The 19337-nt window shown below is 72.3% G+C and carries 19 protein-coding genes and 1 pseudogene; 8 read left to right on the forward strand and 12 right to left on the reverse strand.

The window, feature by feature from the left end:
* The first annotated feature begins 659 nt into the window (after nt 1-659).
* Together IE195_RS02275 and IE195_RS02280 are read left to right on the forward strand one after the other, a co-directional pair.
* A complete protein-coding gene (locus IE195_RS02275; protein ID WP_225942568.1) occupies nt 660-950 on the forward strand; it encodes a LapA family protein in 291 nt (96 codons plus the stop codon).
* A gap of 196 nt (nt 951-1146) precedes the next feature.
* Nucleotides 1147-3034, forward strand: a pseudogene (locus IE195_RS02280) (alkyl/aryl-sulfatase).
* A gap of 84 nt (nt 3035-3118) precedes the next feature.
* Here IE195_RS02280 and IE195_RS02285 read toward each other — a convergent pair.
* Nucleotides 3119-4120: a DUF389 domain-containing protein gene (locus tag IE195_RS02285; protein ID WP_191267552.1), complete on the reverse strand. Its 1002-nt coding sequence runs from the start codon at nt 4118-4120 to the stop codon at nt 3119-3121.
* Between the two features lie 135 nt (nt 4121-4255).
* Between IE195_RS02285 and IE195_RS02290 the strand changes: the two genes are divergently transcribed.
* Entirely contained in the window at nt 4256-5083 is an 828-nt protein-coding gene (locus tag IE195_RS02290) for a class I SAM-dependent methyltransferase (RefSeq protein WP_191267558.1), read from the forward strand.
* Between the two features lie 58 nt (nt 5084-5141).
* Here the strand turns inward: IE195_RS02290 and IE195_RS02295 are convergent, their stop codons facing one another.
* Together IE195_RS02295 and IE195_RS02300 are read right to left on the reverse strand one after the other, a co-directional pair.
* The gene (locus IE195_RS02295; RefSeq protein ID WP_191267562.1) at nt 5142-6335 is read right to left on the reverse strand and encodes an AlbA family DNA-binding domain-containing protein; all 1194 of its coding nucleotides are present in this window, start codon (nt 6333-6335) and stop codon (nt 5142-5144) included.
* A gap of 81 nt (nt 6336-6416) precedes the next feature.
* On the reverse strand, nt 6417-7415 hold the full coding sequence (locus tag IE195_RS02300; RefSeq protein WP_191267567.1) for a GlxA family transcriptional regulator: 999 nt from the start codon (nt 7413-7415) through the stop codon (nt 6417-6419).
* Nucleotides 7416-7485: 70 nt separating this feature from the next.
* Between IE195_RS02300 and IE195_RS02305 the strand changes: the two genes are divergently transcribed.
* From IE195_RS02305 to IE195_RS02320, 4 genes are all read left to right on the forward strand, one after another.
* Nucleotides 7486-8901, forward strand: a complete 1416-nt coding sequence (locus IE195_RS02305; protein ID WP_191267573.1) for an MFS transporter — start codon at nt 7486-7488, stop codon at nt 8899-8901.
* Between the two features lie 98 nt (nt 8902-8999).
* A complete protein-coding gene (locus IE195_RS02310) occupies nt 9000-9467 on the forward strand; it encodes a hypothetical protein (RefSeq protein WP_191267577.1) in 468 nt (155 codons plus the stop codon).
* 69 nt (nt 9468-9536) lie between these two features.
* The gene (locus IE195_RS02315) at nt 9537-10640 is read left to right on the forward strand and encodes a CdaR family transcriptional regulator (RefSeq protein ID WP_191267581.1); all 1104 of its coding nucleotides are present in this window, start codon (nt 9537-9539) and stop codon (nt 10638-10640) included.
* A 64-nt stretch (nt 10641-10704) separates the two neighbouring features.
* The gene (locus IE195_RS02320) at nt 10705-11910 is read left to right on the forward strand and encodes a glycerate kinase (RefSeq protein ID WP_225942569.1); all 1206 of its coding nucleotides are present in this window, start codon (nt 10705-10707) and stop codon (nt 11908-11910) included.
* Nucleotides 11911-11987: 77 nt separating this feature from the next.
* Here the strand turns inward: IE195_RS02320 and IE195_RS02325 are convergent, their stop codons facing one another.
* The 5 genes from IE195_RS02325 to IE195_RS02345 form a co-directional block, all read right to left on the reverse strand.
* The gene (locus tag IE195_RS02325) at nt 11988-12968 is read right to left on the reverse strand and encodes a permease prefix domain 1-containing protein (RefSeq protein WP_191267585.1); all 981 of its coding nucleotides are present in this window, start codon (nt 12966-12968) and stop codon (nt 11988-11990) included.
* On the reverse strand, nt 12961-13305 hold the full coding sequence (locus tag IE195_RS02330) for a PadR family transcriptional regulator (protein WP_191267587.1): 345 nt from the start codon (nt 13303-13305) through the stop codon (nt 12961-12963). The genes IE195_RS02325 and IE195_RS02330 overlap by 8 nt, the downstream gene beginning before the upstream one ends.
* Nucleotides 13306-13466: 161 nt before the next feature.
* The gene (locus tag IE195_RS02335) at nt 13467-13997 is read right to left on the reverse strand and encodes an SRPBCC family protein (RefSeq protein ID WP_191267589.1); all 531 of its coding nucleotides are present in this window, start codon (nt 13995-13997) and stop codon (nt 13467-13469) included.
* Nucleotides 13998-14003: 6 nt separating this feature from the next.
* Nucleotides 14004-14306 carry an ArsR/SmtB family transcription factor gene (locus tag IE195_RS02340; protein WP_225942570.1) on the reverse strand — a complete coding sequence of 101 codons (303 nt, stop codon included), beginning with the start codon at nt 14304-14306 and terminating at the stop codon, nt 14004-14006.
* A 164-nt stretch (nt 14307-14470) separates the two neighbouring features.
* Nucleotides 14471-14770 (reverse strand): hypothetical protein, encoded by a 300-nt coding sequence (locus tag IE195_RS02345; RefSeq protein ID WP_191267593.1) that lies wholly within the window; start codon nt 14768-14770, stop codon nt 14471-14473.
* Nucleotides 14771-14965: 195 nt separating this feature from the next.
* Here IE195_RS02345 and IE195_RS02350 point away from each other — a divergent pair, with 195 nt between their 5' ends.
* Entirely contained in the window at nt 14966-15214 is a 249-nt protein-coding gene (locus IE195_RS02350) for a DUF2795 domain-containing protein (protein WP_191267595.1), read from the forward strand.
* A gap of 45 nt (nt 15215-15259) precedes the next feature.
* Here the strand turns inward: IE195_RS02350 and IE195_RS02355 are convergent, their stop codons facing one another.
* From IE195_RS02355 to IE195_RS02370, 4 genes are all read right to left on the reverse strand, one after another.
* Nucleotides 15260-16210, reverse strand: coding sequence for a fatty acid desaturase family protein (locus tag IE195_RS02355; protein WP_225943660.1), 951 nt, complete (start codon nt 16208-16210; stop codon nt 15260-15262).
* A 334-nt stretch (nt 16211-16544) separates the two neighbouring features.
* A complete protein-coding gene (locus tag IE195_RS02360) occupies nt 16545-17303 on the reverse strand; it encodes an iron ABC transporter ATP-binding protein (RefSeq protein ID WP_191267608.1) in 759 nt (252 codons plus the stop codon).
* Nucleotides 17300-18325, reverse strand: a complete 1026-nt coding sequence (locus IE195_RS02365; protein WP_191267610.1) for an iron chelate uptake ABC transporter family permease subunit — start codon at nt 18323-18325, stop codon at nt 17300-17302. Before IE195_RS02365 ends, IE195_RS02360 begins: the two co-directional genes overlap by 4 nt.
* A complete protein-coding gene (locus IE195_RS02370; protein ID WP_191267618.1) occupies nt 18315-19334 on the reverse strand; it encodes an ABC transporter permease in 1020 nt (339 codons plus the stop codon). Before IE195_RS02370 ends, IE195_RS02365 begins: the two co-directional genes overlap by 11 nt.
* Nucleotides 19335-19337 lie beyond the last annotated feature (3 nt).

Genomic DNA, 19337 nt, shown 5'->3' on the forward strand with positions numbered 1-19337 from the left:
TCCTACTGCGGCATCCCCTGTCCGAGCGGAACGCCGGTACTGCGTTACTGCTTTACCTCAGTACTGCTGTCCTACCGGCTCCCGGCGCCTTGAAGCACGTGCGCGCCGTCGAGCCGTCCTGCTCTCTTCCTTGTTGCACGGCCTTCCCCGTACGGGCGGAAAGCCGCTTGCTGCGGTACTGCGGTACTGCTCTCCACCGGTGTATCCGGTGGCCCATCCGTGTAGCTCTGTGGCTACGACAGGAAATTTAGCAGCACGATCATCGAATGTCTACTCCAGCCACTACAGATTTCCGGGAGTGACGCAATCAGGTTCCTGAGGCCCGCGTCGGCACGCCGCCGGGGTCCTCCGTAGGCCTCCCCCTCCGAACGGCACGGCAGAGGAGCGGTGGCAGCCGCACGGGGCGGTCCCTACGACGGGCTCCCCGCCACGGCGGGCGGCACCTGTCCAATCCGGGGGAAGAGTTGGCGCTCCCCTGCCCTCCGCGGGCTGTGTCCCGGGAATGCCGTACACGCAAGAGGTCCGGCACGGGTCCGTGGAGAACGAGGGTCCGTCGCCGGAGCGGGCATTCCCACCGGGCGGTTCCGTGTCCTCGGCCCGGGCCGGCTCTCCCGGCCCCCGCGACGACGGGACCGCTCCAGAACACAGGGGGCGATTCGATGACCGCTTCTACACCCTCGGACGGCGCGGTGAGCGGGGACGGCTCATCCGGGAGGGGCTTCTCCGCGGGTTCGGTCCCGCCCCGGGTGTGGGTCGCCCTGGTCCTGGTCGTCATCACGATCGTCTTCATGGTGCAGAACCGGGACTCCACCGAGATCCAGGTCCTGTTCTTCTCCCTGGTGGCCCCGCTGTGGGCCACCCTGGCCGTCGCCGTCGGCGTCGGTGTGCTCATCGGTCTCCTCCTGCGCCCCTCCGAACGCAGGAGACGGAAGGCCGCGAGGAGGGGGTGACCGCAGGCGCTCCGACCAGGGTTCCGCGCAACCGACCGCACCGCTTCCCCGGGCCGCCCGCCCGACCCCGGAGAAGCGGTGTGCACCCGGCAAAGGGGAGGTTGACCGCCCCTTGGCCCTAACCCGGACGCGCCCCGGGTAGACCCCGGCCGCGACTTCCAGCGTCCGGACCGACAACACACCCCAGGAGGGGCTCATGGCGCGTGCCGCCGAGACCGGAAGCAGGACCACCGGCGTCCCCCGGCCGACCAGGCCGGGGGACGCCCGCGCGGGTGCGGGAGGGCCGTCCCCGGACGACACCACCGACTTCGACAACGCCAACCGGGGCCTCATCTCCGCCGGCCCGCAGAGCGTCACCGACGAACAGGGCAAGTCCGTCTGGGACCTGCGCGACTTCTCCTTCCTCCTCGACGGCACCGAAACCGCCCCCGGGACCGTCCACCCCCACCTGTGGCGGCAGGGCAGGCTGACCGCGATCAACGGCCTGTTCGAGGTCGTCGAGGGCATTTACCAGATCCGCGGCATGGACCTGTCCAACATGACCCTCATCGAGGGGCGCGAGGGCGTCATCGTCGTCGACCCGCTGGTGTCCGAGGAGGTCGCCGCAGCCGGCCTGGCGCTGTACCGCGAGCACCGCTCCGACCGGCCGGTCACCGCCGTCATCTACACCCACCCGCACCTGGACCACTTCGGCGGAGTGCTCGGGGTCGTGGACGAGGCCGACGTCACCTCCGGCAGGGTCCCGGTCGTGGCGCCGGAGGACTTCATGGAACACGCGGTGTCGGAGAACGTCTACGCCGGTACCGCCATGATCCGCCGGGGCATGTACTTCGCCGCCTTCGGCCTCGGAGCCGGACCGGAGGGCCGGGTGGGCATGGGGTTGGGCATCGGCACCTCCCAGGGCAGGGTGGGGCTCGTCCCCCCGACCCTGGAGATCACCCGCACCGGCCAGGAGGAGGTGCTCGACGGGGTCCGGTTCGTCTTCCAGATGACCCCCGGGACCGAGGCCCCGGCGGAGATGAACTTCCACCTCCCCGAGAGCAGGGCGCTGTGCACGGCCGAGAACGCCTGCCACACCCTGCACAACCTGCTCACCCTGCGCGGCGCACAGGTCCGTGACGCCCGTATGTGGTCGCGCTACGTCAACGAGACCATCGAACTGTTCGCCGACGACTCCGACGTCGTCTTCGCCTCCCACCACTGGCCCGTCTGGGGGCGCGAGGAGATCCGGGGGTTCCTCTCCGAGCAGCGCGACGTCTACGCCTACCTGCACGACCAGACGCTCCGGATGATGAACAAGGGGTCGACCGGTATCGAGATCGCCGAGGAGCTGCCAATGCCGCCCGGCCTGGAGCACCCGGGGCTACTACGGTTCGATCTCGCACAACATCAAGGCCGTCTACCAGCGTTACATGGGCTGGTTCGACGGCAACCCCGCCCACCTGTGGCAGCACCCGCCGCAGGCCCAGGGGGAGCGTTACGCCCGCGCCATGGGCGGCGTCGACGCCCTCATGGACCGGGCCCGCTCCTTCGCCGACGAGGGCGACCTGCGCTTCGCCGCCGAACTGGCCTCGCACGCGGTCTTCGCCGCCCCCGACCGGGACGACGCCAAGGGGCTGCTGGCGGACGTCCTCACCCGGCTCGGCCACGGGGCGGAGTGCGCCACGTGGCGGAACTTCTTCCTGGTCGGGGCCATGGAGTTGCGGGAGGGTGTGCCGCCCACGGCCATCGCCCTGGCCGAGAGCCTGGCCTCCGCGCTCAGCGTCACCCAGATCCTCGACTCGGTGGCCATCCGGGTGGACGGCCCGCGCGCCTGGCAGGAGGAGCTGTCCCTGGACCTGAGCATGACCGACAGCGGTGAGCGGTACCGGGCGATGCTCTCCAACGGTGTGCTCATCCACTACCCCGAACCGAAGGACGGGGACGCGGACCTGGCCCTGACCCTGACCAAGGAGCAGTTGCTCGGGCTCCTGAGCACGGGCGACCTGGACGGGGTGGAGCACCGGGGGGACGCGGAGGTGCTCCGGCGGCTGATGTCCGTCCTCGACGAACCCCGACCCGACTTCCCGATCGTCACCCCCTGAACCGGGGCCGTCCGCGAACCGTCGGACCGTCGGCCGGGAGCGGCGCGTGCGCTCCCGGCCGACACCGCCCGGGCACGGAGGCGCTCATCCGCCCACGGAACCGGCCTCGACGCGTTCGCCGCGGGTCGTCTCCACCACGACCCTGAGCTGGTCGGGCACCCGACCGCGCAGATCCGTGAGCAGGGCGCCGACCGGTGGCGGCTCCTCCTCGACGCGGACCTCCACGTGCAGCGTCCGCGAGGCCGTGTACACGCTCGTCACCGAGGCGTTCGGCTGCTCCGACACCCAGCGGTCGGCGGCCTGCCCGGCCCGGTGCGTCCACACCTCGACCAGGAGGGTGGCGGTCGTGTTGGCGGCCAGGAGGACGAACACGAAGGAGAACAACAGCCCCAGCACCAGGCGTGCCCGGCTCCCCGACCGGGTGTCGCGGGCCTCGCGCGGGATGCCGTGGCCGGAGGCCGCGAAGACGACCATGCCCGCGAAGACCAGTGCGAGCAGGTTGGACAGGAACAGCACCGCCGCCCCCGCCGCCAGCCACAGCGCTCCCTTACCCAGGCACACGCCCACCACCACCAGGGGCGGGACCAGGGAGATGGCGATGGCCACGCCCGGCAGGACGGCGGCGACGTCGCGGCGGGAGAGGCCGACCGCTCCGGCCGCACCGGTCGCCAGTGCGGCGACCAGGTCCAGCAGACCCGGTGAGGTGCGCCCGGCGACCTGGTCGTTCTTCATCAGGTCGTACCCCGCCGGGACGACCACCGAGAACACCACGCCGACACCGATCACCAGCAGGCAGCCCAGGACGACCGTCCGGACTGCCCCGGTCTGGTTCTGCCGGACGATCCCGAGGGCGATCCCCATGATGGGCGTGGACAGCGGCGCGATGATCATCGCGCCGATCACCGTGGCCGTCGAGTCGGTCAGCACGCCGCCCGCCGCGATGACCGCCGACAGGGTCAGCATGCTCCAGAACGCCGATCTCTTGGCCCGGCTGTCGCCCGCCGACAGGTCCAGGTCCTGTACCAGGTTGTCCGGGGTGCGCAGTTGTGAGGCGGGCAGGACGCGTTCGAGGATTCCGCTGAGCATGGGTCGAGTATCGCGACGTCGCCTCGGAGAACGCCGAAGGCGCGACCTGGTCGCTGCGGGGCCGGCCGGAGGCCGCGGGGCCCGGCCGGGAAAAGGAGTACCCCCGGGCGTCCGCGACCGGTACTGTCCGCGGTCATGAGCACACCGACGCCCCCGGACTGGCGTGAGGCAAACCGGGCCCTCTGGGACGAGCGGGTCCCGCTGCACGTGGCGAGCGACTTCTACGACCTGGACGGCTTCCGGGCCGGTGGTGAGGCGCTGCGTGACTTCGAGCGCACCGAGGTCGGTGACGTCACCGGGAAGTCACTGCTGCACCTGCAGTGCCACATCGGGCTGGACACCCTGTCCTGGGCCCGGCACGGCGCCTCGCGCGTCGTCGGGTTGGACTTCTCCGGCCCGGCCGTGGCGGCGGCCCGCGGGCTCGCCGCCGAGATCGGCCTGTCCCCCGAACGGGCGGACTTCGTCGAGGCCGACGTGTACGACGCGCCGTCGGCCGTGCCGGAGGGGTCCTACGACATCGTCTACACCGGCACCGGGGCACTGTGCTGGCTGCCCGACATCGACCTCTGGGCGCGGACCGCGGCCTCGCTCGTGGCCCCTGGCGGCTTCCTCTACCTCGCCGAGTTCCACCCGTTCACCGACGTCCTCGACGACGGAACCGGCACCCGGGTCGTGCGCGACTACTTCGCGCGGGACGCGCGGGTGGAACAGGCTTCCGGCACGTACGCGGACCCGGGGGCCGAGACCGAGCACAACCGCAGCGTGGATTGGCAGCACCCGATCGGCGAGGTGGTCTCGGCCCTGGCCGCGGCGGGGCTGCGCCTGGAGTTCCTGCACGAGCACGACGTCTCGCTGTTCCCCCGCTTCGATTCCTTCGAGCGTTCCGAGGACGGCTACCACCGCTTCCCGCCCTCCCACCCCCGCATCCCCCTGATGTACTCCCTGCGCGCGAGCAGGACATGACCGGTCGGTCCCGGCCGTGCCTGGGCGGGGGCTCCCTTCCTGGCACGGCCCGCCCCGCTCACTCGGGGTCGGTGAGCAGGTCGGAGTGGGCGGAGGCGTTGCCCAGGGAGCGGAGCAGCTCGCCGACGAGGCGGTCTGTGGCACCGCCCGGCCTCTCCAGCTCAGTCTGGGGTACGCGGGTGGCCTGCTCGTAGCGTTCGGCGTCGTACTCCGCGCCCGGAGCGGACCGGCGGTCCCCGCTCCAGGAGGACACCCCGTGTGTGTTGGTGACCGCCACGCCCACGTCCCAGCTGCCCCCGTACCCGGCGTCCTCGGACAGGCCGGCGAGCAGGTCGAGGAAGGCCCGCACCCGGAAGGCCAGGGCTCCGTCGAAGAACAGGTAGCGGTCGGCGTACCGTGCGGCGGCGCGGCCGCAGTACAGGGACACCTCCCCGCGTTCCCGGACGACGAAGCGCAGGTCCCCCTCCTCCCGCGCGTCGGCCGAGGACTGGCTGGCGATGCCCACCCCGCCCGCGGTGCGGAACCCGGACACGAGGTCGCCGAGGACCGGTGACACCCGGGCGGCCTCGCCTCCGAGTTCCCGGGTCCGCTGCGAGACCCCGTCGCGGACCAGGTCGAACAGCAGCGGTTGCGCGTTCTCCGCGGCCGTCCAGGCCTTGAACATCCCGGGGATGCGTCGTGAGGGCAGCGCGAGCAGGTGCAGGTGCGCCAGCTCCCCGCCGGGGAAGGGGTCCTTGTCGACCTGTTCGCGCAGCGCGGTGCGCACCACGTCCAGCGAGGCGTCCCTGGCCCGGATGAGCCGCTCCACCTCGGCGTCGGACAGGCGCCGCTTCTCCCGGTCGCCGCGCCCGTAGTACGCGCCGCCCGCCATGTGCGGGGCCAGCGGTGAGGCGGGCACCTCGATGAGCAGGTAGCCGTGTCCCGGAACCTCGCTGTCGAGCCAGTCCACCGAGACCTGGAGCGGCGGGTCGCAGGAGGAGGCCGCGATCCTGGCGGGGCTCTCCAGGATCTGGTCGGCCCACTCGACCGGGGCCAGCTCGAACCGGCCCTCGGCCTTGACCTCCCGTACCCCGACCACGATCAGGCCGCCGTCGATCGCGAACGACGCCATGTCCTTGGCCTGGTCCTTCGAGCTGCGGAGCTGCTGTTTGGCCTCGCGTTTGGGGGTTTCGGTGAACGCGCCCTCGTTCAGGGCGGCTTCGAGTTCGGTTTCGCTGGAGGGACGCCATGTCGGAGGGAGGACTCGATCCATGTCCGCATCATGCCCACTCTCGCCCTCAACTCCGCAGGGCTGTCCGAATCCGGGCGGTCGGGGTTTCCGGGGAGTCGGGGTTCAGACCTCGGCATCCGGGGTCCCCCGGAAGGTGCGGCGGTAGGCGCTGGGGGACACCCCGAGTTCGGCGTGCACGTGCTGGCGCAGCGACACCGCGGTGCCGAAGCCCGCCTCGTGCGCGATCCGGTCCACCGACAGGTCCGACTCCTCCAGCAGCTGCCGGGCACGGTCCAGTTTCTGCTCGTTGATCCACCGGCCCGGCGACATCCCGGTCTCCTCCCGGAACCGGCGGGTGAAGGTGCGCACGCTCATCGCCTCCCGCTCCGCCATGTCGGCCAGGCTCGGGCGGAGGTGGAGGTGGTCCAGCGCCCAGGAGCGGGCGCGGGCGGTGGCGGAGCGTTCCGGATCGGGCACGGGGCGGCGGATGTACTGGGCCTGGCCGCCGTCCCGGTGCGGCGGCACCACGGTGTTGCGGGCCACCTCGTTGGCGACGGAGGCGCCGTGGTCGGTCCGGATCATGTGCAGGCTGAGGTCGATCCCGGAGGCGACCCCGGCGGCGGTCAGCACCCGCCCGTTGTCGGTGTAGAGCACGTCCGGGTCCAGGTCGATGTGCGGGTACATCGCACGGAAGTACCCGGCGGACAGCCAGTGCGTGGTCACGCGGCAGCCGTCGAGGAACCCGGCGGCGGCGAGCACGAACGCCCCCGTGCAGATGGAGGCCACCCGTGCGTGTCCGGGGATCCGGGCGAGGGCGGCGGCCAGTTCGGGGACGAGCGGGTCGTGCGGGCGTTCGACGTAGTCCTCCTCGGCGGCGGGCAGGACGACCGTCTGCGCCTCCGCCAGGGCCTCGGGGCCGTGCCGGACGTTCAGGGTGAGGTCGGTGTCGGTGGTGACCACCCCCGGTTCCAGGGCGCAGGTGAGGACCTCGTAGAGCGGTTGGTCGTCGGCGTCGCGGACCCGGCCGAACATGCGGTGGACGATCCCGGTCTCGATGGGCAGGACGCCGTGCCGGACGAACACGGCCACCCGGTGGAGTCCGGGCCTGGTGAAGACACTCATGGCCGGATTCTTTCGCATGTTGGCTTTCAGGTCACTGTCGACGGCGGGTCCCGAAAGGGAGTCTGGACCCATGTCTTCCAGGACCGTTCCCCAGAACCCCGACCCCGGCGCCGACGACGGTGCCTCCCCGGACGCTGCCGGGGCCGCTCCCCCGGCACCGGCCGGAGGTCGGCGCCCCGCCGCGGGGATACACCGCGCGTGGGCCGTCGCCCTGGTCGCGGGCATGACCATCGTGGCCGCGGCGGCCTTCGCCGCGATGCCCGGGCTGCTCGTCGACCCCCTGCACACCGAGTACCGGTGGACACGCGGCTCCATCGGTGCGGCCGCCTCGGTCAACATGGTCGTCTACGGCCTGGTCGCCCCGTTCGCGGCGGCACTGATGGACCGGTTCGGCATCCGCCGGATCGCCCTGGCGGCGCTGACGGCCATCGTCGTCGGGGCCGCCCTGACCACGGTGATGACCGCTTCCTGGCAGCTGACCCTGTACTGGGGGCTGCTCATCGGCGCCGGTACCGGATCGCTGGCGATGACCTTCGCCGCGACCGTCGCGAACAACTGGTTCGTGGAGCGCCGCGGGCTGGTCATCGGCGCGCTGACCGGGGCGAGCGCCTTCGGGCAGATGGTCTTCCTGCCCGCCCTGGCGTGGATCATCGACCACCAGGGGTGGCGTCCCGCCATCGTGACCCTGGCCCTGACCGCCGCCACGATGGCCGTCCTGGTCGCCCTGGTGCTGCGCGACCACCCCGCAGACGCGGGGCTGCGCCCCTACGGTGCGAGGACGGACGTGCCCAGGCCGAGGGTGGAGCCGGGCGCGGCGCGGCGCACGGTCCGGGTGCTGGTCGCCGCGGTGCGCAACCGCCGGTTCTGGGTGATCGGCGGGAGCTTCGCGGTGTGCGGGGCGACCACCAACGGGATCATCTGGACCCACTTCGTGCCCGCCGCCCAGGACCAGGGGATGGCCGTGACCACCGCCGCCGCGCTGGTGTCGGTGATCGGGGTGTTCTCCCTGGCCGGGACCGTCCTTTCGGGCTGGCTCACCGACCGCTTCGACCCGCGCCGCCTGCTGGTCGCCTACTACGTGGGCAGGGGGCTGCTGCTGGCCGCACTGCCCGCCCTGCTCGGCCCGGACGCCGGGGTCGCGATCGTGGTCTTCGTGGTGGTGTTCGGCCTGCTGGACGTGGCGACCGTGCCGCCCACGGTGCTGCTGTGCCGCCGGGTCTTCGGCGCGGACGGCGCCATCGTCTTCGGATGGGTCAACGCCCTGCACCAGGTGGGCGCGGGCGCCATGGCGATCTTCGGCGGTTTCACCCGCGACATGGCCGGGGGTTACGGCCCGGTGTGGCTGACCGCGGCGGCGCTGTGCGGGTTCGCGGCGGCGCTGGCCCTGCGGATCGCCCGTCCCGGCGAGGTCCCGGACGGCTCGGAGGAGTCCGAGAGCCCGGACGCGCAGGGGGATTCCGCGGACGACCGGACGGCGGGGGTCTGATCACCGTGGCCGGAAACGGGACCGGGCACACCACTGGGGAGCCCGCCGAGAGCGCCGTCCACCGGGAAAGGGGAGGCGCCCGTGCGAGGAAGGGGAGGGTGCCCGGTCGTCCATCCCTCCCCTTCTCCGTCGTGCTGCTGCTCCTGGCCGCGGCCGTGGCCCACGTGGGGCTGTCCGGGTTCGACCAGAGCCTGCGTGCGGCCCGGGGCGAGGGGGTGCCGGGGGTGTTCACCGCGGTCAGCCTCAGCTGCGTCCAGCACCCCGGGCACGAGTCGTGCACCTGCAACGGCACCTTCCTCCCGGAGGTCTCCGGGGGCCTGCCGGAGGAGGACGGCCAGGCGCGGAGCGTCTACCTGCACGCCGCAGGCCGGGACACCTGCCGGGAGGGCGGGACGGTCCCCGCGGTCGACGCGGGCGCGGCCAACCGGGTCTACGGGCCGGACGGCTCCCGGGAGTGGCTGTTCTCCCTGTTCCTGGTCGCGGGGCCAGTGGTCGTCGCCGTGGGCGTCGCCCTGGTGTGGGCGCGGTGGGCCCTGTCCGGGCCGCGTCGAAGGTCGGCTCGGTGAGGGAACTCAGTGGGGGAAACGGAGACGGAGCAGCCAGGGCGTCGGGACGAGCGTCACTATCCTGGCAGCATGCCCGAAGACCGTCGACGGACCCCGCTGAGCAGCGAGACCGCCCAGCGGGTGGTCGACCTCATCGCCCCGACGATCAGCCACAACATCAACGTGATGGACGAGCACGGCACGATCATCGCCTGCCTGGACCCCGCCCGGGTCGGCACCCTGCACCACGGGGCCCAGCGGGTGATCGCCGAACGCCGCGCCGTGCTCGTGACCGAGCCCGGGCCGGGTACCTCGGACCGGCCCGGCGCCAACGAACCGCTGCTGATCGACGGTGAACTGCGCGGGGTCGTCGGGGTCACCGGGGAGCCCCGGCAGGTCGAGGACCTCGCCAGGGTCGTCGCGCTGACCGTCCAGCTCCTCATCACCCAGGAACACGAACAGGACGCGGTCAGCAGGCGGCACACCGAGGCCCGGGACCTGATCGCCGCGCTGGGTGCGGGGACGACCCGGCCCGGGGACGCGCGGGACCGGCTGGCCGCCGCGGGGCTCCGGCCCCCGTGGTCCCTGGCCCTGTGGACGGCGCAGGCGCCCCGGCCCGGCGGCTCGGCCTCCCCTCCCCCTGCGGCGGAGTCCGCCGCGGCCAGGGTGAACGGCGACGGCGGGCGGCGGGCGGCGGTCCTGCACGGCGCCCTCTGGCTCCTCGGCTCCGGCCGGGTCCCCGGTACGGACGCCCTGGGCCTGCCCGCAGGATGCCGGCACACCAGCACCCCGGGGACCGAGGACGTGGAAACACTGATGGCCCACGCGGAGGAGTCGCGGGCCCTGTGCCGTTATCCGGGGCTGCTCCCCGGTCCCGGGCACCCGGGGCCGTGGTCCCGGGAGGTCGCCGTGGCCGTGGCCCACCTCCCGCGCCGGACCCTCGACCGGATGGCGGCCCGGACCGCCCCGCTCAGTACGGCCCAGCGACGGACCGTGACCGCGATGGCCTCGTCCGGTTCCATGCGCGAGGCCGCCGACACCGTCTTCGTGCACCGCAACACCCTGCTCCAGCGCGTGGACCGGATCCGGGCCGTGACCGGGCTGGACATCCGGCGCCCGGACCACCTGACCACGGTGCACATGTGTCTGTACGCCGAAGCCGCCCTGGGCGTTTCGCACATATCCCCGGGGTGAAACCGCAGGAAGACTGGGCAGCGCACCGTCGAAACGCACCGGGTCGAGTTCTATGCTCTCGCCCATGTCCAACGTTTCGCAGGAACACACCGGGGCCTCCGACGGCCCACCGCCCGTCCGCGTCGCGGTGATCCCGGACTCGTTCAAGGGGAGCGCGTCCGCGGTCGAGGCCGCGGAGGCGATGGCCCGCGGTGTCCGTGAGGCCTACGGCGAGCGGGGGATCCCCGTGTCCGTCCACACCCTGCCGTTCGCCGACGGCGGCGAGGGCACCCTGGACGCCCTGCTCGGTGCCTGGGGGGCGGAGCCGCTCACGGTGGAGACCACCGACGCCCTCGGCCGCCCGATCCGTGCCCGGTTCGGGGTGTCCCCCGACGGCCGCACCGGTGTCATCGAGGCCGCCGAGGCCAACGGGCTGCCCGCCGTCGCCGACGTCCCGCTCCAGCCGCGCACCGCGAGCAGTCGGGGCGTGGGCCCTCTCGTGACCGAACTCCTCGACGCGGGGGTCGAGGAGATCCTGCTGTGCATCGGGGGGTCCGCCTCCACCGACGGCGGCACCGGCGTGCTGAGCGCGCTCGGTGCGCGCTTCCTCGGCGCCGACGGCACCGAACTCCCCGACGGGGGCGGGCGCCTGCGCGAACTGGCCGCCCTCGACCTCGGAGCCCTCGACCCGCGCGCCCGCACCGTCCGCTGGCGGGTGGCCTGCGACGTCACCAATCCGCTGGTCGGCCCCGAGGGCGCCGCCGCCGTCTTCGGCCCGCAGAAGGGCGCGGACCCCGAGGACGTGCGCGTCCTGGACGAGGGGCTGGACAGGCTGGCCGACGTCCTGGCCGAAACCACCGGCGATGACCTGCGGAACGTTCCCGGCATGGGTGCGGCCGGCGGCATACCCGTCACCCTGACCGCCCTCCTCGGTGCGGAGGTGCTCCCCGGGTCGCGCATGGTGGCCGACGTCCTGGGCGCAGGGGAGCTCCTGGCCGGGGCCGACCTCGTCCTCACCGGCGAGGGCAGCTTCGACAGCCAGTCCCTGGGCGGGAAGGTCGTCGACGCGGTACGCCGCCTCACCCCCGCGCACGTGCCCGTCGTCGTGATCGCCGGAAGCGTGTCGGTCGGCTCCGAGGACCTCCGCCGCTCAGGTGTCACCGCGGCGTTCTCGATCGCCCGGGGCCCCCGGACCCTGGAGCAGATGCAGGAGGAGGCCGTCCCCGCCATCACCTGGACCGCAGCCAACTGCTGCCGCCTCCTCGCACCGGGGAGGACCGCGGCGGGCTGAAGCACCCCGGACGGGGGCCGGCGTCGGTACCGTGCCCGGCGGACGGGGAGGGCACCGGCGGAGGCCCGGGCCCCGGGTCAGGGCCTGCGTGCGGCCTGGCGGGTCCGGCGGAGGCAGTCGACGGCGTCCCACACGGCGACGGCGATCACCACCGCTGCGAGCGGGGCGGCGGGCGCCGACCAGTCGGCGGGGACACCGAACACCGCACCGAGCCGTTCGGGGAGGTCGGGGGCGATCAGTTCGTCCCGGAGCAGCAGCCACACGGCCGCGGTCGCCCACGTGGCGCTGGCGAGCACGTTGACCGCCGCGAGTCGCGGGGTCCAGTGGCCGGTGCGCCAGACCGCGACCAGTACGGCGATCTCGGCCGCGAGCACGCCGACGAGGAGTGCCTTCCAGGACGGGGCGAGGCCGGGGTCGAGGACCTGGACCTGGGTGGCGGGGTCGGAGACCCCGGCGAACTGCCAGACCAGCACGGCGATCACCAGAGCGATGAGGAACACCTGGACGAGGGTCCCCGCCAGGTGGACCTGGCGCCACGGGGCCTCGGCGGGCAGTTGGTCGGTGCGCCAGGCGGTCAGCGGCCGGTCCCGCTCGGCGGCGGGCCGGGTGCGTTCGACGGTCGCGAACACCAGGGTCACCCAGAAGGCGACGTGCACCGTGACCCCGAGCAGGGCGCCCACCGCCTCCAGCGCGATGTCACCGAAGCCCCCGGTGCCGGACACGAGGCCCTCCACCAGCACCAGGCCGAGGGCGAGCGGAACCAGGACCGCCAGGAGGGCCCTGAGCATGCGGACGTACTCGGGGTACAGGGCCGGGCCGACGAGGTGGCCGGGGAGCTCCCCGTACTGGCGGGCGAGGACCTCGGGGTCGCCGAGCTCGGTCAGCGCCTCCTCCTCGGCCCGGGCCGGGTCCGTCCCGGCCTCCACCTTGGCGTCGACCGTGTCCTGGAGGGATCCGCGCAGTTCACGGGCGATGTCGGGGCCCGTGTCCGCGCCCAGGTGTCGGGTGACGGACCAGACGTACCGGTCGATCAGCGTGGAATCTTTTCTCTCAACCATCGGCTTCGCCTTCCGTGAGGGCGCGGATCGAGCCGTCGAGGGCGCGCCACTCCCCCGTGAGTCCGTCGAGTAGTTCCGTACCGGCGGCGCTGACCCTGTAGAACTTGCGCGGTCTCGCCTCCTCGGTGTTCCACTCGCTGGTCAGCAGGCCCTGTTTCTCCAGGCGCCGCAGGAGTGGGTAGAGCGTGTTCCCGTCGACCGAGAACCCGGCGCCGTCCAGCGTCTGGAGCAGCGCGTAGCCGTAGTGGGGGCGCCGCAGGATGGCCAGACAGGCCAGCACGACGGTGCCGCGCCTCAGTTCCTGGAGGTGTCCGGCCAGGAGCCCGTCTTCCTTCATGCCTCACACGATAGTGTGCCTCACACACCATAGTCAATGACACACCTTGGCCTGCCGCGCACTCGGGGCCGGAGGCGGGGCGGCCGGAGGCGGGGCGCGGCCCGGAGCGACCGAGCCGGAGCCCCGACCGGAACCCTCTGGAGCGGCTGCTGTCAGCGCCCTCAGCCGCCGGAGGGAACCCCTTCGGCGTTCGCGGAGGGTGCGTAGAGTTCCGCGACCTCGCCCACGGCGCTCCAGGCGTCCTCGGGGGACCCGCCGTCCGCGGCCAGGGCCAGGGCGTCGAGCATCACGTGCCAGCCGGTGGCGAACTCGGCGGCGGGTTCGGGGAGGAGTTCGCCGTGCACGAGTACGAGCCGGGTTCCTCCGGGCACCCCCTCCAGCGTCCAGCGGACGGCTGAATCGGGCACGCCCGGCCAACGCCAGCTGTGCACGAGGACCCCTTCCTGCCCCGGCGGAACGACCTCGCTGACCACGCCGGTGGCGGTGCCCTCGTCACCGAAGTCGAAGCTGACCGTGCCCCCGACCCGGGGGTCGATCGCGCAGCCGGGGAGCCACCGCTCCAGCTTCTCGCGCTCCGTGATCCACGACCACACGCGTTCGGGGGCGTGCGCGAGGACACGCTCGAAGCGGATCCGGAACGCCCCGTCCGGACCGACGCCGAGCGTGCCGCGCAGGGGGTTCGGGTTCGTCATGGCTCCTCACCTTTCTTCCGGGGGTTCGTTCATCGCCTGTTCCAGTGCGTCGAGCGCCCGGTTCCACCGTCCGCGCTGGACTTCGAGCCAGTCGCCCACCTCGTCCAGCGCGGCCGGGTCGACCGAGTAGAGCCGCTGACGGCCCTCACTGCGCACCCGCAGCACCCCGGCCTCGACGAGGACCCGTAGGTGCTGCGAGACCGCGGGGCGGCTGATGTCGAACCCGGCCGCGATCCCGCCGGCGGAGAGCTCTCCCGCCGCGAGGACCTCGACCACGCGCCGACGGTTCGGTTCTCCGATCGCCTCCATGGCATCCACGAAAATATGTAAGCATTCACTTACACATTAGGTCAAGGGGTGCCCCCGCGCCGGAGTAGCCGCAGGGACGCGGGCCAAGGGGGACCTGGACGGGTTCGCCTCCCTGCCGTCACGGGGCACGCCCGGGACGACCCGCGCGCACACCGCCGCGTGGGTCAGCAGTGGGCCGGGGCCGCGTCCGCCCCCGTGGCCCCCTCTTCTGCGGGGCCCTCCTCGGTGGTGTCCTCCTCCGTGGCGTCCGGGCGGACACGGCGCGGCAGCCAGATCACGGCCAGGTCCACCGGGGCCAGCACGGCCGCAGCGAAGCCGTACCCGGCCTGCACCGCGGTGGTGAAGGCGGCGAAGGCGGCGTCCACAAGCTGCTCGCCCCGGTCGGCGGGGAGCCCTCCGACCACCCCGACCGCTCCGCCGACGCGCTCGGCTACTTCGACCCGGCCTGCCTGGAAGCGGTGCACCTCGCCGGCGAGGTGGCGTGGCTCCCGGTGGAGGAGTAGGGGCGCGGAACCGGTCGGGGGCGGGGGCGTTGCCCGGGCAGCGGTTGAGTCCGCCCCCGGCCGGGTAGTGCCAGGTGTGTCCGCGCAGGTCCGGGCGGGTGTTCGCCCCTCGGGGGCCGACGGCGGCCGGGCCTCTCACTACCGGGAGGACGAGCGATGGGCGTCAAACGTGGCCGTAGCGGGCTCCGACAGGTCCTGGCCGGGATGGATTTCCCCCAGCCCCGGGACGCGGTCGTGACCGCGGCCCTGGAGGCGGGCGCCGACGAGGAGATCGTGAGCGCCCTGCGGTCCATCCCGGACGCGGAGTACAACGAGGCCAACGAGATCCTGGGCTCGGTGCCGCTGCCCGAGTACGAACCGGGTTCGCACACGGAGTCGGCACAGGCCCAGGAACGGGACCAGTAGGCCCGGGAGAGGGCCGGCAGGGCGCCGGGGTCGGCACGGACCGGCTCAGGCGGGCTTCCTCGCGCGCAGCGAGGCGCCCGTCCGGTGCATGTGGGTGAGGGCCTCGACGTGCGAGCGGACGAAGCCCGTCTCGTGGTACGGCACCCCGATCTCCGCGCAGTAGTCGCGCACGATCGGTTGGGCCAAGGCCAGGTGGGGGCTGGGCATGCTCGGGAACAGGTGGTGCTCGATCTGGTAGTTGAGCCCGCCGAGTGCCAGGTCGGTGAAACCGCCGCCCCGGACGTTGCGCGAGGTCAGCACCTGCTTGCGGAGGAAGTCGAGCTTCTCGCCCTTCTTCAGCGTCGGCATGCCCTTGTGGTTGGGCGCGAAGATGCAGCCCAGGTAGACCCCGAACAGGCCCTGTTGGACCGCGATGAACACGACGGCCGGTAGCGGGTCGAGGACGGTGAAGACCGCCCCGAGGTAGAGCACGAAGTGGGCGGCCAGGAGCGCGCCCTCCAGGACCCGGTGCTTGGTGGTGGGCTTGAAGAGTGCCCGCACGCTCCCGTAGTGCAGGTTCAACCCCTCCAGCAGGAGGACCGGGTAGAAGAGGAAGGCCTGGTACTTGCCGAAGAACGCCGGGATCCCCCGTGCGGCCCCGGCCTGGCCCTCGGACCACACGAACAGGTCGGCGTTGACGTCCGGGTCGTGCTCCTCGTGGTTGGGGTTGGCGTGGTGGCGGGTGTGCTTGTCCTGCCACCAGCCGTATCCCAGGCCGATACCGAGGTTGCCGACCACTCGGCCGACGGCCTCGCTGATTCTGCGGCCGTTGAAGATCTGCCGGTGTGCGAGCTCGTGGGAGACCAGTCCCACCTGGCCGAAGGCGGCGGCCATGAAGACGGCGGTGACGATCTGCCACCACGAGTTCCCGATGAGGAAGAACGCCACCCACGAACCGACGAAGGCCAGGGCGATGAGGCTCAGGCGTACGGCGAAGTAGATGGGGGTGCGTTCCATGAGTCCTGCTGCCTGGATCCGCTGGGACAGCCGGGCGAAGTCGCTGCCCCTTCTGGTTCCCAGGGTCTCGGTGGTGTTGTCGGGCATAACTGCTGCCCCTCCCCGAAGTTGGTGGGGCCCCGAATCCGGTGGCACCTATGTCAACGCTAGGTCCGTCCCGGGACGGGGGCCATGGCGTCCGCACGCCGTGGGATAGGGGTGCCTGCACCCGTGCTTCTCGGCGCCCCCCTGCTTTGCTACCTGCCAGTACCCCGCCCCGCCGACCGCGAAACGCCACCCCTCGGGCAGCCCGTGGGCCGCCCACAGCCTGCCCGAGTCCCCGGGACCGGCCGGATCAGCGGTAGTAGACGCCGATCCGGGCGCCGCCGACCTCCTCGACCCGCACCTCCAGGTCGAACACGTCCAGGAGCACCTCGGAGGTCATGATCTCCGCCGGGGTGCCCGAGTACGCGACCCGGCCTTCGCGCATGGCGATGATCCGGTCCGAGTAGGCCGAGGCGAAGTTGATGTCGTGGATGACGACCACCACCGTCTTCCCGAGGCTGTCCGCGGCCCGGCGGATCTGCCGCATCATCGACACCGCGTGCTTCATGTCCAGGTTGTTCAGCGGCTCGTCGAGCAGCACGTAGTCGGTGTCCTGGCACAGCACCATCGCCACGTACGCCCGCTGGCGCTGGCCGCCGGAGAGTTCGTCGAGGAACCGGCCGGCCAGCGGCACCAGGTCGAGGAAGCCCAGGGCCGCCTCCACCTGGGCGTGGTCCTCCGCTGTCAGCCGCCCCTGCGAGTGCGGGTAGCGGCCGAACCGGACCAGGTCGCGGACGGTCAGCCGGGTCGTGAACTGGTTCTCCTGGCGCAGGATGGACAGCCGTTTGGCGAACTCCCGGCCCGGGGCGCGGTCCACGTCCATGCCGTCGACGGTCACCCGGCCGCCGTCGGAGGCGAGCAGTCGCCCGATGATGGTCAGCATCGTCGACTTGCCCGCGCCGTTGGGCCCGATGATCGACGTCACCCCGCCGCGCTCGATGCGCAGTGACACCCCGTCCAGAACCGTCGAGGACCCGTACGTCTTGGTGAGCTCGGTCAGTTCGATCAACGTGCGGCCTTTCGCAGCAGGAAGTACAGGAAGAGCGCGCCGCCGGTGAACTCGATGACCACGCTCAGCGTGCCCGCGTGCCCGAGGACGTGCTCCAGGACGAACTGGCCGCCCACCAGGGTGCACAGACCCACCAGGAAGGCGGTCGGCAGCACGTAGCGGTGCTCGTGCCGCCCGGCGACCTGGTAGGCGAGGGTCGCGGCCATGAAACCGAAGAAGGTCATCGGGCCGACCAGGGCGGTGGACACCGAGACGAGCAGCGCGACGATCATCAGCATCCGCACGGCCACGCGCCGGTGGTCCACGCCCAGGTTGACGGCGGTCTCCCTGCCCAGGGAGACGACGTCGAGGAGCCGGTGCCTGCGCCACACGTAGATCCCCACGAGGACCACCGCGACCGCCACCCACGGGAGCAGGTCGGCGTCGGCGCGGGTCAGCCGGGCGAAGAGCCTGCCCTGGAGCGCGTCGTACTCGTTGGGGTCCAGCAGCCGCTGCATGAGCCGCGACAGGCTGTTGAACAGCACTCCGAAGACGATCCCGACCAGCAGCGTCAGGTGGAGGCTGCCGATCCCGCCGGTGAACATGCGCTGGAACAGCAGCAGCGCGAACACCACCATCAGGGCGGTCTGGGACAGGAACGCCGCCACCGGCGGCAGCGCGGACAGGCCAGCGATCCCGAACACGAACACCAGGCAGGTCTGCACCAGAACGAACAGCGCCTCCATCCCCATGATGGACGGGGTGAGGATGCGGTTGTCGGTGACCGTGTGGAACAGGACCGTGGAGACCGCGCCGGCGAACGCCACCACGAGCATCGTGAGGACGACGGTGGTCCGCCGTTCCACGACGTAGGCGACGTTCCCGCTGACCCCGTAGGTCAGGTAGAGGGCGGCGCAGAGCACGGCGAGGGCGGCCAGGGCCGCGATCCGGGCCCAGGCGGGGACCGTCCGCGGCCCCAGACGCCGCGGTCCGCGGGCCTGTTCCTCGCCCTGTTCCGGGCGTACGTCCTGTTCAGCCGACATTACGCCTCCGAAGCAGCATCACCAGGAACACGGCGGCGCCCACGACGCCGAGGACGGTACCGACGGGGATCTCGAAGGGCTGGCGGATGACCCGGGAGACGATGTCGCAGAGCACGAGGATGCCGCCGCCGAGCAGACAGACCCAGGGCACGCCCTTGCGCACGTGGTCGCCGACGACCATGCTCACCAGGTTCGGCACGATCAGCCCGAGGAAGGGCAGCGTGCCGACCACGGACACGACCACGCCGCTGACCATCGCGACGATGCCCACCCCGAGCGCCACCACGGCCCGGTAGTTGAGGCCGATGCTGACCGCGATGTCGCGGCCCAGCCCGGCCACGGTGAGGCGGTCGGCGACGAGGTAGGCGGTCAGCGCCATGATTCCCACCAGCCACAGTTGTTCGTAGCGGCCCCGCATGATCCCGGAGAAGTCACCCGACTCCCAGGTGCCGAGGGTCTGGAGCAGGCCGTAGCGCAGTGCGAAGAAGGTGGTGACGGCGCTGATGACGGCGCCGAGCATGATGCCGACCAGGGGGACGATCAGCGAGGACTTCAGGGCGACCCGGCGCAGCACCCCCAGGAAGAGGAGGGTGCCCAGCAGTGCGGCCACGCACGCGGCGGTCATCTTCACCGGCAGGGGCGCTCCGGGGAAGAGGATGGTCACCAGCAGGATGCCCAGCGAGGCCGACTGCACGGTGCCCGCCGTGGACGGTTCGACGAACCGGTTCTGGGTGAGCATCTGCATGATGAGGCCCGCGACGCTCATGGCGGCGCCCGCGAGCAGGAGGGCGAGGGTACGGGGGACCCGACTGAGGAGGAAGAGCTCCCGGGCGTCGGGGTCCCCGACCAGCCTCGCCGGGGTGATGTCGCTGGCCCCGACGAAGAGGCTGACCACCGACAGGGCCAGGACGGCGGCCCCGGCGGCGGCCGCTGCGAGGTAACCGCGGGCGCCCGGCCCCCGGTTCTGCTGCCGGGTTCCGGGCGCCGTGGCGGGGGTTGTCGCTGCCACTGC

The sequence above is a fragment of the Nocardiopsis terrae genome (genome assembly GCF_014651695.1).
GTDB classification, from domain to species: Bacteria; Actinomycetota; Actinomycetes; order Streptosporangiales; family Streptosporangiaceae; genus Nocardiopsis; species Nocardiopsis terrae.